The sequence below is a fragment of the Tardiphaga sp. genome (genome assembly GCF_041424195.1).
GTDB lineage: Bacteria > Pseudomonadota > Alphaproteobacteria > Rhizobiales > Xanthobacteraceae > Tardiphaga.
This window is the reverse complement of the sequence record NZ_JBGMOE010000187.1, coordinates 1-15,759: the sequence shown is the minus strand read 5'-3', so window position 1 is coordinate 15,759 and position 15,759 is coordinate 1. Positions and strand designations below refer to the sequence as shown.

General features: G+C 61.3%; 15 protein-coding genes. 6 read left to right on the top strand and 9 right to left on the bottom strand.

The features are described from left to right. Positions 1–13 precede the first annotated feature (13 nt). Entirely contained in the window at positions 14–733 is a 720-nt protein-coding gene (gene radC / locus ACEK02_RS24760; protein ID WP_371424145.1) for a DNA repair protein RadC, read from the top strand. A 256-nt stretch (positions 734–989) separates the two neighbouring features. Here radC and ACEK02_RS24755 read toward each other — a convergent pair whose 3' ends face one another. From ACEK02_RS24755 to ACEK02_RS24735, 5 genes are read right to left on the bottom strand one after another with little or no spacing between them, the layout of a single operon-like run. Beyond that, complete coding sequence (locus tag ACEK02_RS24755) at positions 990–1,640, bottom strand: AprI/Inh family metalloprotease inhibitor (protein ID WP_371424168.1); 651 nt, start codon at positions 1,638–1,640, stop codon at positions 990–992. A gap of 56 nt (positions 1,641–1,696) precedes the next feature. Next, positions 1,697–2,680 (bottom strand): 2-hydroxyacid dehydrogenase, encoded by a 984-nt coding sequence (locus tag ACEK02_RS24750; protein ID WP_371424144.1) that lies wholly within the window; start codon positions 2,678–2,680, stop codon positions 1,697–1,699. Next, on the bottom strand, positions 2,680–3,516 hold the full coding sequence (locus ACEK02_RS24745) for an ABC transporter permease (protein WP_371424143.1): 837 nt from the start codon (positions 3,514–3,516) through the stop codon (positions 2,680–2,682). Before ACEK02_RS24745 ends, ACEK02_RS24750 begins: the two co-directional genes overlap by 1 nt. Then, positions 3,513–4,319, bottom strand: coding sequence for an ABC transporter ATP-binding protein (locus tag ACEK02_RS24740; RefSeq protein ID WP_371424142.1), 807 nt, complete (start codon positions 4,317–4,319; stop codon positions 3,513–3,515). Before ACEK02_RS24740 ends, ACEK02_RS24745 begins: the two co-directional genes overlap by 4 nt. 8 nt (positions 4,320–4,327) lie before the next feature. Then, positions 4,328–5,350 carry an ABC transporter substrate-binding protein gene (locus ACEK02_RS24735; protein WP_371424141.1) on the bottom strand — a complete coding sequence of 341 codons (1,023 nt, stop codon included), beginning with the start codon at positions 5,348–5,350 and terminating at the stop codon, positions 4,328–4,330. Between the two features lie 88 nt (positions 5,351–5,438). On the opposite strand from ACEK02_RS24735, the gene ACEK02_RS24730 reads away from it, so the two are divergent. From ACEK02_RS24730 to ACEK02_RS24720, 3 genes are all read left to right on the top strand, one after another. Then, positions 5,439–6,260 carry a creatininase family protein gene (locus ACEK02_RS24730; protein WP_371424140.1) on the top strand — a complete coding sequence of 274 codons (822 nt, stop codon included), beginning with the start codon at positions 5,439–5,441 and terminating at the stop codon, positions 6,258–6,260. Positions 6,261–6,453: 193 nt separating this feature from the next. After that, positions 6,454–6,714 carry a hypothetical protein gene (locus tag ACEK02_RS24725; protein ID WP_068733822.1) on the top strand — a complete coding sequence of 87 codons (261 nt, stop codon included), beginning with the start codon at positions 6,454–6,456 and terminating at the stop codon, positions 6,712–6,714. Positions 6,715–7,094: 380 nt separating this feature from the next. After that, positions 7,095–9,005, top strand: coding sequence for a carbohydrate porin (locus ACEK02_RS24720; protein WP_371424167.1), 1,911 nt, complete (start codon positions 7,095–7,097; stop codon positions 9,003–9,005). Positions 9,006–9,063: 58 nt separating this feature from the next. Here the strand turns inward: ACEK02_RS24720 and ACEK02_RS24715 are convergent, their stop codons facing one another. Together ACEK02_RS24715 and ACEK02_RS24710 are read right to left on the bottom strand one after the other, a co-directional pair. Next, positions 9,064–10,704: an FMN-binding glutamate synthase family protein gene (locus tag ACEK02_RS24715; protein WP_371424139.1), complete on the bottom strand. Its 1,641-nt coding sequence runs from the start codon at positions 10,702–10,704 to the stop codon at positions 9,064–9,066. Positions 10,705–10,916: 212 nt separating this feature from the next. After that, entirely contained in the window at positions 10,917–11,690 is a 774-nt protein-coding gene (locus ACEK02_RS24710; RefSeq protein WP_371424138.1) for a ferredoxin--NADP reductase, read from the bottom strand. Positions 11,691–12,064: 374 nt separating this feature from the next. Between ACEK02_RS24710 and ACEK02_RS24705 the strand changes: the two genes are divergently transcribed. Together ACEK02_RS24705 and ACEK02_RS24700 are read left to right on the top strand one after the other, a co-directional pair. Continuing rightward, positions 12,065–13,072 carry a hypothetical protein gene (locus ACEK02_RS24705; protein WP_371424137.1) on the top strand — a complete coding sequence of 336 codons (1,008 nt, stop codon included), beginning with the start codon at positions 12,065–12,067 and terminating at the stop codon, positions 13,070–13,072. Next, complete coding sequence (locus tag ACEK02_RS24700; RefSeq protein ID WP_371424136.1) at positions 13,065–14,384, top strand: folylpolyglutamate synthase/dihydrofolate synthase family protein; 1,320 nt, start codon at positions 13,065–13,067, stop codon at positions 14,382–14,384. Before ACEK02_RS24705 ends, ACEK02_RS24700 begins: the two co-directional genes overlap by 8 nt. Positions 14,385–14,456: 72 nt before the next feature. Here ACEK02_RS24700 and ACEK02_RS24695 read toward each other — a convergent pair whose 3' ends face one another. Both ACEK02_RS24695 and ACEK02_RS24690 read right to left on the bottom strand, forming a co-directional pair. Beyond that, positions 14,457–15,359, bottom strand: coding sequence for an amino acid ABC transporter substrate-binding protein (locus ACEK02_RS24695; RefSeq protein WP_371424135.1), 903 nt, complete (start codon positions 15,357–15,359; stop codon positions 14,457–14,459). Between the two features lie 26 nt (positions 15,360–15,385). After that, positions 15,386–15,759 (bottom strand): dicarboxylate/amino acid:cation symporter (locus ACEK02_RS24690; RefSeq protein WP_371424134.1); only part of this gene is annotated, 374 nt, incomplete at its 5' end.

The window sequence follows — 15,759 nt, the reverse complement described above, 5'->3', positions numbered from 1 at the left end:
GCATTGGCATCCCATGCCTGTCAGTTCCAGCGACCCGGCCTCACCGACAGGTCTTGCCGAAGCCCCGCACTATCATGGCCACCGGGAGCGACTGCGTGAGCGCTTTCGCAGCGTCGGCGCCGACGCGCTGAGTGACTACGAACTACTGGAGATGGTGCTGTTCCGTGCGCTGCCGCGCCGGGACGTCAAGCCGCTGGCGAAATCGCTGATCACCAAGTTTGGCTCCTTCGCCGAGACGGTACATGCTCCGGATACGCGGCTGCGCGAAATCGGCGGCCTGGGCGAAGCCGCCATTACCGAGATCAAACTGATCGCCGCTGCCACCAGCCGCGTCGCCAAGGGCCAGTTGAAGCAGCGCACTGTGCTGTCGTCATGGGCGACGGTGATCGACTATTGCCGCACGGCCATGGCCTTTGCCGACAAGGAACAATTTCGCATCCTGTTCCTCGACAAGCGTAACCAGTTGATCTCCGACGAAGTGCAGCAGGTCGGCACCGTCGACCACACGCCGGTCTATCCGCGCGAAGTAGTCAAACGCGCACTCGAATTATCCGCGACGGCCATCATCATGGTGCACAACCATCCGTCCGGCGATCCCACACCGTCGCAAGCCGATATTCAGATGACCAAGGCGGTGATCGATGTCGCCACGCCGCTCGGCATCGCAGTGCATGATCACATCATCGTCGGCAAACATGGCCATGCGAGTTTGAAGGGAATGAAGCTGATCTGAGGACGTTGAGCAATCTGCGACAGAGTGACACGGCGCGCGTTTAGAATGGTCAAGGCATCTTCGCGATCTGTTGCGGAGTACTCGCCTGTTTTTGAGGGCGAATTCTCTGACACCACGACGAGCTATGCGGGCAAGGGCGTCGTTAGCTATCAGTGGTCATCGCGAATGCCAGAACCGGCGGATTTCAAGAGCCGATTGCCTCATGGCGCGAGGGAACGCTGCTTCGTAGTCCGCGTCGCTCCATCCGGGCGACGGGCTACTGCCGCAGCAAGATCAAGGGGTCGGCGCTGTCAGGAACGCGGCGCCACTGCGCGTTGTCGTCGGCCTCGAAATGCCAGGTCTCGCCTGATGCCGACATTATCAGCAATTCGCCACGCTCGAGACGCCACTGCTTGGGATTGAAATTCGCCACGAGAGGCTCGCAGCGCGGCTTCAGGAAGACGGCGAAATTGTCCTGTGTCGTTTCGGTATTGGTCAGCGTCAGGCCACAGATCACGCGGCCGCTGCCGCGCACCATCGACCAGTCGCCAATCATCTGGTCCATCGACTTGGTCAGCGCGCGGGCTGCCGCCAGGTTCTGCAGGATATAGACGCCTTCGCCGGTGCGAATGCCTTCGAAGATGCCGCTCTCGACTTCGGTGAAATCGATGACCGCTTCCCCTGTCGGATTCTGTAGCCGAACGATATCAAGCCCCTTGATAGTCCAGGCGGTGATGTCCTTGGTGAAAGGCAGCGCCTTTGCGCAATCCGGCTCGAGTTCGAGCTTCAGTCCCTGCGGTAACGCATCGTTCTTCAGCGTCACCACGCAGGTCTTGCTGCGCTCGGTGGTCGACAACTCCCACTGCCCGATCATGTTCTTCCGCAGGGAAGCAGCATCCTGAGCCCATGCCGGTGCGCCGACGAGCATCGCGCCAGCAATGGCCAGCGCAAGACTTCGACAGCGCACCGACGCGGACTTCACGATCAGCGCCCTTTCACCGGGGTTTCTGCAATCGGCGTCGTCGGCGCCTTGCCGGCGAACCAGAGCTTGAGATTGTCGACCACAAGCTGATCCATCGCGTTACGCGTCACCACCGAGGCCGAGCCGACATGCGGCAGCAGCACGACATTCTGCATCGACTTGAGTTCGTCAGGCACCTTCGGCTCCTGCGCGAACACGTCGAGACCCGCCGCCAGAATGGTGCCCGACTTGAGCGCCGCGATCAGTGCAGGCTCATCGATCACCGAACCGCGCGCGATATTGACGATGATGCCGCGCGGACCGAGCGCCTGCATCACTTCTGCATTGACGAGATTGGCCGTCGAGGCTCCGCCCGGCGTGATGACGATCAGCGTATCGACAGCCTTCGCCATCTCGATCAGGTTCGGATAGTGCTTGTGCGAGACGCCTGCCGCCGGATTGCGCGAGTGATAGACCACCGGCACCAGCGACGCGTCGAGACGACGTGCGATCGCCTGACCGATGCGACCCATGCCCACCATGCCGACCTTGCGGTCGCGTAGCGAGCCGACCGTGAGCGGATAGGGCTGCGTCAGCCACAGACCCGAACGGACATATTTGTCGGCCTTGATGAATTCACGGGCGGTGGCGATGAACAGGCCGAGCGCCGTATCGGCGACTTCCTCGGTCAGCACATCGGGCGTGTTGGTGACGAGGATGTTGTTCTCGGCCGCATATTTCGCGTCGATATGATCATAACCGACGCCGAACGAGGAGATGATTTCGACCTTGGGATATTTCGACAGCACGGCGCTGTTGGTCGGCACCAGACCGGTCACGGCGATGCCGCGAATTTTCTCGGCGACACCCGCTGGCAACCGTTCGAGATCGTGCTGTGTTTCACACTTATGCAATACGAACTGATCCGAGAAACCGTTATTGATCAGCGGCTTCGTTGGCCCATAGATCAGCAGGTCGATTTTATCCGAAGAGATTCCCGTCCCCATTATTTTTCCTTTCGCAGTGCACTCTCATGCCAGCGCCGCAACAATCCGTGGGATACCAGCGCGAGCAGCATATAGATCACAATCCCCGCAACGGACAGCAACAATAACGCGGCGAACATTCGGGGAATATTGAGGCGATAACTGGATTCCGAAATGCGATAGGCGAGGCCTGAACCTGCGCCGGCCGCACCTGCCGCGATTTCAGCCGCGACAGCGCCGATAAGCGACAGTCCGCCGGCGATGCGCAATCCACCAAGAATGAATGGCAGTGCCGCCGGAAGCTTCAGATAGCGCAGCACCTGCCAGCGCGACGCCCGATAGAGCTGGAACAGCCCGGCCAGATTGCGATCCACCGAATTGAGACCCAGCGTGGTATTCGCCAGCACGGGGAAGAACGCCACGATCCAGGCGCAAACCACCACTGCCGTCTGCTGCGGCAGATAGATCAGCATCAGCGGTGCAATGGCGATCACCGGCGTCACCTGCAGCACTATCGCATAAGGCAGCAGCGAATATTCCAGCCACTTGGACTGATTGAACAACAGCGCCAGCGCGATCCCGCCAATGGCCGCGGCGATAAAGCCCTCCAGCGCGGTCAGAAGCGTCACGCCCAGCGATTCAGACAGGATCGGCCAGTCTGCAATCAGCGTCTGAAAGACAAGCAAGGGACCAGGCAGCAGATAGGGCGGGATGTCACCGATCCGAACGACGAGGTCCCACAGCGCGATGCCCGCAATGAACACGACAACGGGCCAAACGACACGCTGCCACGGCGTGCTGCTGCCCGGCACGGCCGAACCGCGATCGACGGCCGGTAATGGCTCCAGCCCCCTCATACCCTCGCCTTTGCGTCATTGGCCTTCTCGTCGCTGGCCTGCATCAGCGCCCGCGAGACATCGCGGCAATAGCCGGCATAGGCCACCGACGTACGGAACGCATCACCGCGCGGCTCGGCGGATTCGATGTGACATTCGGCGCTGGCGCGGCCGGGCCTCGACGTCATCACCACAACGCGCTGCGACAGATAAACCGACTCGAACACCGAATGGGTGACGAAAATGACCGTCTTGCCGAGCTTGCGCCATAGCGACAACAAGTCGTTGTTGAGCCGGAAGCGCGTGATCTCGTCGAGCGCGGCAAACGGCTCGTCCATCAGCAGGATGTCCGGCTCGGTCACCAGGGCGCGCGCCAGCGACGCCCGCATCTTCATGCCGCCGGACAATTCGCGCGGATAGGCGTCAGCGAAATCAGCCAGGCCAACCTGCGCCAGCGCCTCGTCCACCCGCGCCGTCGACTGTGTATCCGGCATATGCGCCAGCTTCAGGGGCAGCCGCACATTCTCGCGGATCGTGCTCCACGGCATCAGCGTCGGCTCCTGGAACACAAAGCCAATGGCGCGACCGCTGCTGCGTGCGGCGACATCAACGGTTCCGGCGGACGGCGCGATCAGGCCGGCGATCAGACGCAATGCAGTGGATTTGCCGCAGCCGGACGATCCCAGCAGCGACACAAATTCACCCTTGCGAATATCGAGATCAAGAGGCCCGAGCGCCACGGTGCCGTTGTCATAGATCTTTGTGACACCGCGCAAACGCACGGCGTTAGAGGCATCGCTTGACGAGAAGACAGGCTCGACCATCTGCCGGTTTACTTCTTCGGCCGGAGATCGAGACCGACACCCTTGTTGATGAACTGCAGCGTATAGGCCTTGCGATAGTCGATGTCGCGCTTGACCACGCCAGCGCGCGACATCTTGTCGAAGAAGCTGGCGACACGCGCCTCGCTCATCGCGCCGATACCGTCTTTCAGAGTATCACCTGAGTCGACGATGCCATATTCCTTCATCTTGGCGATGGAATAGGCCAGCAACTCATCGGTCATTTCCGGGTTGAGCTTCTTGATGACCTCATTGGCGGCTTTGTTGTCGCCATAGATATAGTTGTACCAACCGATTATCGAGGCATCGACGAAACGCTGGACGAGATCCGGCTTCTTGTCGACCCATTCGCGGCGCGTTTCGATCAATGTCGAATAGCCGTCGAAGCCGTAATCCGCGAGCAGCATCACCGTTGGTTTGAATCCGGCCTGCTTCTCGACCACGAACGGCTCGGACGTGACATAGCCCTGCATCGCGCTGTTCTTGTCGACGATAAAGGGCTGCGCATTGTAGGTGTAAGGCTTGACCTTGGACGCGCTGAAACCGAGTTCGGACCGCATCCATTGGAAATAGCCGGCGACGCCCTCTTTCGAGATCAGCAGTGTCATCGGCTTGAGGTCTTCGAGCTTGGTCACCTTGGGGTTGGGATGCGCCAGAAAGACCTGCGGGTCCTTCTGGAAGATCGCGGCAACAGCGACAACCGGCACATTGTTGGCGACGGCATCGAAGGATTGCAGCGTGTTGGCGCTCATGAAGAAGTCGAGCTTGCCTGAAATCAACAGGATGCGGTTGTTCACGTTCGGGCCGCCCGGCACGATGGTGACGTCGAGCCCGTATTTCTTGTAGGTGCCGTCCGCGACCGCCTGGAAGAAGCCGCCATGCTCGGCCTCGGCAACCCAGTTGGTGCCAAAACTGACCTTGTCGAGCCTGGTTTCCGCTGCAGCGGGCGACCGCGCGGCCATCACGGCCAATGCGCCAATGGTTAACGCGCGCAGCAGGGATATCGGGCTCATATTGGACTCCGTCGACCGTTATGGCCCATGATAGGAAGCAATCTGCCGCCAGACTACCCTGCAAAACTGATCAAAGAAACGCACCTCGATGACTGCCAACATGCCGCCCCGCGACTGGACTGCCATTCACTGGCCCGACATCGCCAGGAGCGATCCGGCCTCCTGGATTGCAGTGCTGCCATTGGCCGCGACCGAGCAGCACGGGCCGCATCTGCCGCTCGGCACCGACGTCATGATTGCGCAGGCCTATCTCGCTGAGGTGCAGCGCCTGCTGCCTCCGGATGTTCCGGCGACGTTTCTGCCGCTTCAACCCGTGGGAATCTCGACCGAGCATCTCGCCTTTCCCGGCACGCTGACGCTGCCTACCGAAATCGCGCTGCAGTCCTGGACCGCGATCGGCGAAAGCGTCGCGCGCGCCGGCGTCCAGAAACTCGTGATCGTCACCAGCCACGGCGGCAACAGTGCTGCGATGACGCTCGCGGCGCAGGACCTGCGTGCCGAATACGGCATGCTGGTCGCCACCACCGGCTGGAACCGCTTCGGTGCGCCGGATGGCCTGTTCACCGACGAGGAATTGCGTCACGGGATTCATGGCGGCGCCGTGGAAACATCGATCATGCTGGCGCGCTACCCGCAGCATGTCCGCAACGACAAGATCGCAAATTTCGCATCGTCAGCGATCGCAATCGAGAAGAATTATCGCTGGCTGTCCGCAAGCCGGCCCGCGCCATTCGCGTGGCAGGCCGAAGACCTTCACCCCAGCGGCGCGATCGGCGATGCCAAGCAGGCGTCTGCCGACAAGGGTGAGAGACTGCTGGCGCACGGCGCAAAGGCGTTCTGCGAACTGCTCGTGGACATGCATCGCTTCGACGTGACAGCGTTTGATCGCGAACCGGACGCCGGCGCATGAAATGTGGTTAACCGGGCGGATTGCCCGGTTCGCACGACGACATATTCCGTGCGGATGACGACACGGTTCTGAAACCAAAAGAATTTGCCTGAAACCAAATAGTTCGACCGGGTCTCGAACCCGATCCATTTGGGCTCCGACTGATTGGCATGCAGGCCACGACGGCTGCACTTCAACAGGATGGAGTTATCCCATGTCGATCAAGTCCAAGATTGCTGCTTTCGCTCTCGTTGCTCTCACCGCCGCGGGCACCATGGCATCGTCCCAGCAGGCTCAGGCCAAGGGCCCGGGCATCGGCTTCGGCATCGCTGCCGGCGTGGTCGGCGCCGCGGTCGTCGGCAGCGCCATTGCCGCCAACAACGGCTACTACGGTTACGGATATCGCTGCGGCTGGGTTCGCCAGTATGACGGCTACGGCAACTATGTCGGCCGCGTCCGGACCTGCAACTACTGATCCCTTGATCGACTGAAGTGGATTTGCGTCCGACACGGGCGCCTCATCCACCCCGTGTCGCACCGGACCCGCCCGATTGTCCCCTCGGGCGGGTCTCCTTTTGCGTTATTCGATCGTCATAATCCGGTGTCACATAGTCCTTTGACGCCACGGCCTTCACTTGCGATGAGACTGCAAGTGTTGCCCACTCGCCCCGGCGAATCGGCTGTTTCTGTGGAATATCGAACAGCCTCAAGTGTGGGGACGTGAGTGAGGATTGACGGCTGTATGAATGCCCCGGAACGATCGCGAGACCTGCCGTGAAGCGCGTCCAGAAACGCGCTCTGGCTGGCGTTGCGCTGGGTGTCCTTGGGTTGGGCGGCTCGGCCATCGCCGCCGATATGCCGGTCAAGGCGCTGCGCCAGCCACCCGGCTATGACTGGAGCGGCTTCTATCTCGGCGCCCATTTCGGTTATGGCGATGGCAGTTTCGGTCCAGGCGCCAACAGCCTTCCGGCCCAAGGTGTATTTTTACCGTCGACCCCAACCGGGCTGATCGGCGGCTATCAGGCCGGTTACAACAGGCAGTTCAGCAATCATCTGGTTCTTGGCGTCGAAGTCGATGCCAGCTTCACCAGTCCGACCGATACCGCGCGGCTGACGTCGGAGCCGTTCCATACCAGTTTCGACTATTTTGCCACTGCACGCGGCCGTGTCGGCTATGCGGTCGGTACGTGGCTGCCTTATGCGACTGCTGGTCTCGCCTGGGGACGCACCAAGCTCAACCTCAATGACGTCAACGGCGATCTGATCTCCTCGACGCCGCGCGATCATCTCGGCTGGACCGCCGGCGCAGGCGTCGAGTTCGCGGTCGGCGGCAATTGGACCGCCAAGGCGGAATACGCCTATCTCGACCTTATGCGGCAGACCTACGATCTCGGCTCGGCGGGCCTGCCGAACGCCAATGTCGATCCGAAGATTCACACGTTCAAGCTTGGCATGAACTACAGGCTCGGCGACGCTCCTGCGTGGTCGCCATCGACACCTGTCATGGCAAAAGGCGCGCTGCAGGAATCCACCGACTGGAATGTGCACGGCCAGACGACCTTCATCGCGACGGGTTATCCGAGCTTCCGCTCGCCCTATCAGGGCACCAACAGCCTCTTTGGCGGCGCGCAGGCGCGCGAGACCTTCACGACAACGGCGTTCCTCGGCTGGCGTTTGTGGGAAGGCGGCGAGTTCTATTTCAATCCAGAGCTGGCGCAGGGCTTCGGTTTCAACGGCACGCTCGGCCTCGCCGGCTTCCCCAATGGCGAGGCGCAGAAGGCCGGCGGCGCCTATCCGAGAATTCGCCCGCAGCGCTATTACTTCCGCCAGACGCTCGGTCTCGGCGGCGAGCAGGAAGACGTCCCTGACGCAGCCAACCAATTGGCCGGCAAGCGCGACATCGACCGCATCACGCTGACGGTCGGCCGCTTTGCAATCGGGGATTTCTTCGACGGCAATTCCTACGCCAAGGACCCCCGCGCCGATTTCATGAACTGGGCGATGTGGTCATCAGCCGCCTATGATTTTCCGGCCGACCTGCCCGGCTACACGCGGGGCGCCATCGTCGAAGTGAATCGCAAGGACTGGGCAGTTCGCGCCGGCCTGTTCCAGGTGCCGTCAGCGCCCAACAGTGACATTCTCAACTTCAAGACCGGCGGCGCGGTCGTCGAGTTCGAGGAACGCCACCAGATATTCGACCAGCCGGGCAAGCTGCGTGTCGGCGCCTTCTTCAATCGCGGCAATACCGGCAACTATCGCGGCGCGCTGGCGATCGAAGCGACTGATCCGGTGCTCGATATCAACGACGTGATGTCGTCGATCCGCCGCGCCAGCGACAAATACGGCTTCTACGTCAATGGCGAGCAGCAGATCCTCAATGACGTCGGCATCTTTGCGCGCGCGAGCTGGAACGACGGCCAGAACGAAATTCTGTCCTTCACGGATATCGATCGCAGCGTGTCCGCCGGCGTATCGGTCAAGGGCAGCCATTGGGGCCGCGCCAATGACACGATCGGTCTCGGCGGCGCGATCAATGGACTATCCAGCGCACATCGCGACTTCCTCGCCGCAGGCGGCAACGGATTGCTGATCGGCGACGGGCGACTGAATTACGGAACCGAGCGTGTGCTCGAAACCTATTACGCCTATGCCATCGACAAGAACTTCACCTTCACGGCCGACTACCAGCTGATCGCGAACCCTGCCTACAACAAGGATCGCGGACCGGTCTCGATCTTCTCAGGCCGATTGCACGGCGAGTTCTAAAGCGTTCTCGCGCGAGTGGGCACTCGCTCACGTGAAGAAACGCGTCAAGCAAAAGACGCTAGGCTGAATGTTCCAACGCTGCTGGCAGGAACGTATTCGCCTGCGCCATCTCCCATGCATCGCGAAAGCGCTTGTCGCCGGTGCCATCGACCAGCTCGTTGTGGCGCAGGGCCGGATACATCCGCGTGAAAGACAGGACATCGGTACCGGAGGCGCGATGCGAGAAATGGATCGGGCGAATATCCTTCGGATGATCGAGCCCGGCGGCCGCAATCAGCTCGGCCAGCGCATGCAACGTCGCCTCGTGATAATTGTAAACGCGATCGGTCTTCTGCGGCACGGCGAGCGCACGATTCCGCGTGGGGTCCTGCGTCGTCACGCCTGTGGGACAGCGATCGGTATGGCAGCTCAGTGACTGGATGCAGCCCAAGGCGAACATGAAGCCGCGCGCCGAATTGCACCAGTCGGCGCCCAGCGCCATGGCGCGGGCGATATCGAAGGCCGTCGCGATCTTGCCGGAGGCGCCAATCTTGATGCGGTCACGCGCGCCGATGCCGATCAGCGCATTGTGCACGAAGTTGACGCCCTCGCGCATCGGCATGCCCAGATGATCCATGAATTCCAGCGGCGCAGCGCCCGTGCCGCCTTCATTGCCATCGACCACGATGAAATCCGGATAGATGCCGGTCTGCAGCATCGCCTTGCAGATCGCGAGGAATTCCCAGGGATGACCGATACACAGCTTGAAGCCGGCGGGCTTGCCGCCGGACAGCCGGCGCATCTTGTCGATGAATTCCATCATCTCGATCGGCGTCGAAAAAGCCTTGTGATAGGCCGGCGAAATACAATCCTCGCCCATCGCAACGCCGCGGATGCGTGAAATTTCTTCCGACACTTTCGCCGCAGGCAACACGCCGCCATGACCGGGCTTTGCGCCCTGGCTGATCTTGAGTTCGACCATCTTGATCTGATCGCTGACAGCGACGCGCGCGAAAGCCTCAGGATCGAAATTTCCATCGCGCGTGCGGCACCCGAAATAGCCCGAGCCGACTTCCCAGATCAGGTCGCCACCGTTTTCCTGATGATACGGGCTGACGCCGCCTTCGCCGGTGTCATGGGCGAAGTTGCCACGCTTGGCGCCGCCATTCAGTGCGCGGATCGCATTGGGACTGAGCGCGCCGAAGCTCATGGCCGAGATGTTCAGCACCGAGGCCGAATAAGGCTTCAGACAATCCGGCCCGCCGATAGTGATACGGAATTGTTCGGGCGCATGCGGCCGCGGCGCGACCGAATGATGCATCCACTCATAGCCCTCCTGGTAAACATCCCTCTGGGTGCCGAAGGGGCGCTTGTCGAGCACCATCTTGGCGCGCTGATAGACCACCGCGCGCGTGTCGCGGCTGAATGGCATGCCGTCCTTTTCGCTCTCGAAGAAATACTGTCGCATCTCCGGGCGGATTTCTTCGAGCAGGAAGCGGATATGCGCCGAGATCGGATAGTTGCGCAGAACCGCATGGTCTTTCTGCAGCACGTCGTGAATGCCGAGCATGGTCAGGCCGCCGAATACGATGACCGGGATGACAACGAGAGGGATGACCTTGGGGTCGACGATGCCGATGCCGATCAGCAGCAAGGTGGCGACGCCGCAGATCGTCAAAACGATGAAGCGCGGCGAGAGGGGAAGCATCAACGTTTCCATAGAATTCCTGCCAGACATGAGTGTCACTAGCGTTACACAGGCCCGATGACGCAATCATCACAAGCGCGTTCCCGCAGGGCGTCGCGCCGGAGGCCCAATCTAGCGCGCGCGCTCAATGAATCGTTGAAAAAAGCGCGAAGGCCCCAAACGACAAAACCCGCGCCGAAACGCGGGTTTTGCAGTGCAATGTATCGGGTAATGCCGGGCCGCCCTTAGCGCTCGACGAACGCCTTCTCGATCACGAAGTGGCCCGGCTTCGAGCCGCTGCCTTCGATGAAATCGCGCTCTTCGAACATGACCTTGAGGTCTTCGAGCATGTGCGGGCTACCGCACAGCATGATGCGATCAGTCTCGATCGAAAGCGGGCCCTGACCAATGTCGTTGAACAACTGCGACGACGCGATCAGGTCCGTGATCCGGCCGCGGTTGCGGAATGGCTCGCGCGTGACCGTCGGGTAATAGGTGAACTTGTCCTTCATCAACCCGCCGAACAGCTCGTCCTCAGCCAGCTTGGCGACCAGGCGCTCGCCATAAGCGAGTTCGGACACCTGACGGCAGCCATGCACGAGCACCACATGCTCGTAGCGCTCATAGACATCCGGGTCCTTGATCAGGCTGGCGAACGGCGCGAGACCGGTGCCGGTGGAGAGCATCAGCAGGCGCTTGCCCGGCAGCAGGTTGTCCGTGATCAGCGTGCCGACAGCCTTGCGGCCGACCAGGATGGTGTCGCCTTCCTTGATCTTCTGCAGGCGCGAGGTCAGCGGACCGTCCGGCACCTTGATGCTGAAGAATTCCAGCTCTTCCTCGTGGTTCGCGCTGGCCATGGAATAGGCGCGCAGCAGCGGCTTGCCATCGACTTCCAGGCCGATCATGGCGAACTGGCCGTTCTGAAAGCGGAACGAGGTGTCGCGGGTGGCTTTGAAGCTGAAAAGTGTATCGGTCCAATGCTGGACGGAAAGAACTTTCTCTCTGTGAAAGGCGCTCATGAGATCTGATTTTCCAGTGCGGGCTTTTTTAGAACAAGTCCATTGTCTGCCGCGTCACGACGCCGAGAAACCATTCCGGCTATTGGCTAATTTTGGTTCTCGCAGCTGCGAATGACAATTAGTCAAAGAAGCCATGAAGTGCAATTGCGGACTGAGGGAGGCGGTCGATTAATTTCCAAAGCAGGTTACCCATGCAGCAGCAGCCGATCTGGCCGCGACATTAAATTACCCGATATGGGAGGTTTCGTTCAATTTCTTGCCGGGCATCGTTAATGGTATCCGGCTGGATCGCCCGATCCCGATCCGGTAGTTTCCGGCCACCTCGTTAAAGTCGTCGCAGGCGGCTTTTCGTTCAATCGTCGGCCCGGTCCTTGATGACATCCCTTCGCGACATCCGGGCTGGAAAGCCCCCGTTCTATCCCGACCAGTCGATCTATGCCGAATATGCCTGCCGTCAGCTAGGGCTGGATTTCGCTGAGGTCGATAGCGGAACGGGGCTGATCTTTACAGTCAGCCGCAACGGCAAGAGCGCATCCTTCGGCGCCGGGCGCGGCTCGTTCTTTCCGCAGAACAATGCCACGGCTGCGACGCTGGCGAATGACAAGTATTTTGCCAATGTGCTGATGGAGCGCGCCGGCGTCCCGACCCTGGGCGGGAAGTACTTCTTCCTGCATGAGCGCTATCGCGCCCATCGCCCGCCCGGCCACGAACATGCCGATGCGGTCTGGCATTTCGCCGAGCTGGGCGACCGGGCCTTCATCAAGCCGCTGATGGGATCGCGGGGTGATTTCGCCGAGATCGTCGCGGGCGGCGATGCGCTGATGGCCTATCTCGGGCAGGTCGCACAGTATTATGACGCGATCCTGATGCAGCGCGTCTACGCCGGCCAGGAATATCGCGTATTCATTCTCGACGACGAGGTCGTGTATTGCGCGCAGAAAACGTCGCCCTTTGTGACTGGCGACGGCAAGGCGACGCTCAGGCAATTGATCGCCGCGGAGACATCCGCACTGGACCGCCACGGCATTTCGTCGGCCACCACAGGTCTCGACGACATCTCCCTCGATCGCGTGCTGCCATACGGCGAGCGACGCGCGATTCCCGGCCGGATGAATCGCAGCGCAGGCGGCAGCATGAGCTTTGCGGCGCCGGGTAACGAGACTGTCGCCTTTGCGATGGCGCTACAGGCCGTCAAGGCGCTGGGCCTGCGCGCCGGCGCTGTCGACCTGTTTACGGATATCGACGGCGATGCGGCGGCCTTGCGCGTCATCGAGGTCAATGCCAATCCCTCGATCCGCTTTCTTGAAGACAGCGGCCGCGAGGACCTGATCCTGCGCATCTGGCGGCATACATTCACGGCGATCGGCCTGCTCGATGTTTAACCTGCCCAAATATGGCGACGGCCTCTGCCTCGCGCGGCTGGCAATGCTGCTCGACGCGCTGTCGATCGATCGATCACGGCTGCGAAAGCATTCAGTCGTCATCACCGGCTCCAACGGCAAGGGCTCGACGGCGGCATTCTGCGCCAGCATCGGCCGCGCCTTCGGCCTGCGCACGGGACTGTTCACCTCGCCGCATCTCTATCGCTTCAACGAGCGCTTTCAGATCGACGGCGTGCCTGTCGATGACGAATTGCTGGAAGCTCTGGTGCTGCGTGTTGCGACCGCCATCGCCGATCTGAAGCAGCACACCCTGCATGAGACATTCGGGGCCTTCGAGGCACAGTTCGCACTGGCTTGCCTGTATTTCCAGGAGACCGAATGCGAATTCGCGGTATTCGAAGCAGGCATCGGCGGACGCTACGATCCGGTTCGCCTCGTCGGCGCCGACATCACCTGCGTGACTTCGGTCGATCTCGAACATGTCAACCTGCTCGGCAACTCGCTGGCGCTGATCGCCTGTGACAAGAGCGATGCGTGCATCTCGGGCGGCACGGTCGTCTATGGCGAGAACTGCCTGCCCCTCCGCGGCAATCTCGCCGAGTACAATCTCAACCGCAACGTCACCGGCCTGCATATCGGCGACGAGATCACCATCAGCAACGTATTCGCGTCGGTCAAAGGCCAGACCTTCAACTGCCGGCTCGGCGCATTCGATCTGCGCGCGCTCGAACTCATGCTGGCCGGCGAGTTCCAGCTCAACAATGCCGCCATAGCGGCTGCGCTGTTCATTCTCTGGATGCAGCGCATGCATCCGGACGCGACCACCAGTGCCATCGATCTCGCGGTCCGCACCGGGCTGCGCGATACCCGATGGCCGGGACGGCTCGAGATCATCCAGCGCGATCCCCTGACCGTCATCGATGTCGGCCATACGCCTGATGGCGTGGCCCAGGCCCTGAAGAGCCTTCGCGCCATCCATGGCGACGACAACTGGCTGCTGGTGCTCGGCGTCTCCGGCGACAAGAATGTTGACGATATCGCCAGGCATCTCACGCCTCGCTTCGACACGATCGTCTGCACCCGCGCCTATCACAAGGGCGCCGATGCGCGCGTGGTCGGCGCTGCAGCACGCAGGGCGCATCCGGCGGCGCGCATTCATGTGGCCAATGAGATCGAGGATGCGGTGCGCCTAAGCCAGCAACTGGCGCGCGCCGTGCCGCGCAAGATCTATGTTGCCGGCGGGCTGTTTGCGGCGATCGAATATGCCACAGTGCTGCGCGGCGGCAAGGCGCAAGATCTGGTGTTTTTTTGAGGCTGTTTTTGACTCGTCATTCCGGGGCGCGTGCAGCTAACGCTGCCCGCGCCCCGGAATGACGGTTTGTGCTCAGTTCGTCCCGCCCGCGGAATCGTCCAGCGCCTTGAAGCTCTCTTCGAGCTGCGGCGAGATCGAGACGCCCATGCGTTCGCCGGTCGGCAGGCGCGCGACGAACCACTTGTTGTAGAGCGGGATCAGATCGCGGTTGGAGCCGAGCCGGCGAAACGCACGTTCGACCACGTCGCTCAACTGCTTCTCGCCCTTGCGGAACATGATGCCGTAGGGATCGTAGGACAGGTAATCGCCGACCACGCGGAACTTGTCCTGCGACTTGTGCCGCGCGATCAGACCCGACAGCAGGATGTCGTCGGTCGCGAAGGCATCGGCCTTGCCGTCGACCAGCATCTGGTAGCTCTGCTCATGATCGGGTGACACCACGATGTTAAGGCCGAGATTGAATTTCTTGTCGACCGCATGCATGGCCTGTTCGTTGGTCGTGCCCCTGGTGACGACGATGGTCTTGCCCTTGAAGTCGGTCGGCGCAGTCCCCGTCGTCGTTTTCGGCACCATCAGCTTGGTGCCGGCAACGAATATCAGCGGCGAGAATGCGACCAGCTTGCGCCGTTCGGCATTGGCCGTGGTCGATCCGCATTCGAGATCGATCTTGCCGTCGATCACTGCGGGGATGCGATCGTCCGACGTCACCTTGACGTATTCGATCTTCAGCGCGGGATCGTCCACCTCGATGCCGATGTCCTCGACGATGGCCTCGCAGAGTTCGAGACTGTAGCCGATCGGCCGCCCCGCCTGATCGAGGAACGAGAACGGCGGCGAGCTTTCTCGATAACCGAGCTTGACCACATGCGCCTGCTTGATCGCGGCCAGCGTCGGGCTAAGGCCTTCCGCAGGCGCTTGCGCCTGCGCAGTCGTCGCCAGCAGCAGCGCGGCCAGCCATCCGCCCGGTAACGACATTGTCCATGCGCGACGCATCGTTGACCTCAACCGTGTCCGAGTGCCGGGATCGTTCCGGGTATCAGCTCCTCATCGGGACCGACCGCGTCCGCCGGAGCCAGTTCCCCCTCCCATTTCGCGACCACCGCCGTGGCCAGGGAGTTGCCGATCACATTGGTGGCGCTGCGGCCCATGTCCAGGAACGTATCGATGCCCATGATCATCAACAGGCCCGCTTCGGGAATGTTGAACTGGCTGAGCGTCGACGCGATCACCACCAGCGAGGCGCGCGGCACACCGGCCACGCCCTTCGAGGTGATCATCAACGTCGCCAGCATCGCGAGCTGCGTACCGAGCGACATCTCGATATGATAGGTCTGCGCGATGAAGATACTGGCGAAGGTGCAATACATCATCGTGC

Bases quoted from the DNA above. Each gene is read 5' to 3' on its own strand.
- ACEK02_RS24695 (WP_371424135.1), bottom strand. From the start codon at position 15,359: ATGTCGTTACCGGGCGGATGGCTGGCCGCGCTGCTGCTGGCGACGACT.
- ACEK02_RS24735 (WP_371424141.1), bottom strand. From the start codon at position 5,350: ATGAGCCCGATATCCCTGCTGCGCGCGTTAACCATTGGCGCATTGGCC.
- ACEK02_RS24715 (WP_371424139.1), bottom strand. From the start codon at position 10,704: ATGGAAACGTTGATGCTTCCCCTCTCGCCGCGCTTCATCGTTTTGACG.
- ACEK02_RS24705 (WP_371424137.1), top strand. From the start codon at position 12,065: ATGACATCCCTTCGCGACATCCGGGCTGGAAAGCCCCCGTTCTATCCC.
- ACEK02_RS24740 (WP_371424142.1), bottom strand. From the start codon at position 4,319: ATGGTCGAGCCTGTCTTCTCGTCAAGCGATGCCTCTAACGCCGTGCGT.
- ACEK02_RS24755 (WP_371424168.1), bottom strand. From the start codon at position 1,640: ATGCTCGTCGGCGCACCGGCATGGGCTCAGGATGCTGCTTCCCTGCGG.
- ACEK02_RS24730 (WP_371424140.1), top strand. From the start codon at position 5,439: ATGACTGCCAACATGCCGCCCCGCGACTGGACTGCCATTCACTGGCCC.
- ACEK02_RS24720 (WP_371424167.1), top strand. From the start codon at position 7,095: ATGCCGGTCAAGGCGCTGCGCCAGCCACCCGGCTATGACTGGAGCGGC.
- ACEK02_RS24710 (WP_371424138.1), bottom strand. From the start codon at position 11,690: ATGAGCGCCTTTCACAGAGAGAAAGTTCTTTCCGTCCAGCATTGGACC.
- ACEK02_RS24750 (WP_371424144.1), bottom strand. From the start codon at position 2,680: ATGGGGACGGGAATCTCTTCGGATAAAATCGACCTGCTGATCTATGGG.
- ACEK02_RS24700 (WP_371424136.1), top strand. From the start codon at position 13,065: ATGTTTAACCTGCCCAAATATGGCGACGGCCTCTGCCTCGCGCGGCTG.
- ACEK02_RS24745 (WP_371424143.1), bottom strand. From the start codon at position 3,516: ATGAGGGGGCTGGAGCCATTACCGGCCGTCGATCGCGGTTCGGCCGTG.
- radC (WP_371424145.1), top strand. From the start codon at position 14: ATGCCTGTCAGTTCCAGCGACCCGGCCTCACCGACAGGTCTTGCCGAA.
- ACEK02_RS24725 (WP_068733822.1), top strand. From the start codon at position 6,454: ATGTCGATCAAGTCCAAGATTGCTGCTTTCGCTCTCGTTGCTCTCACC.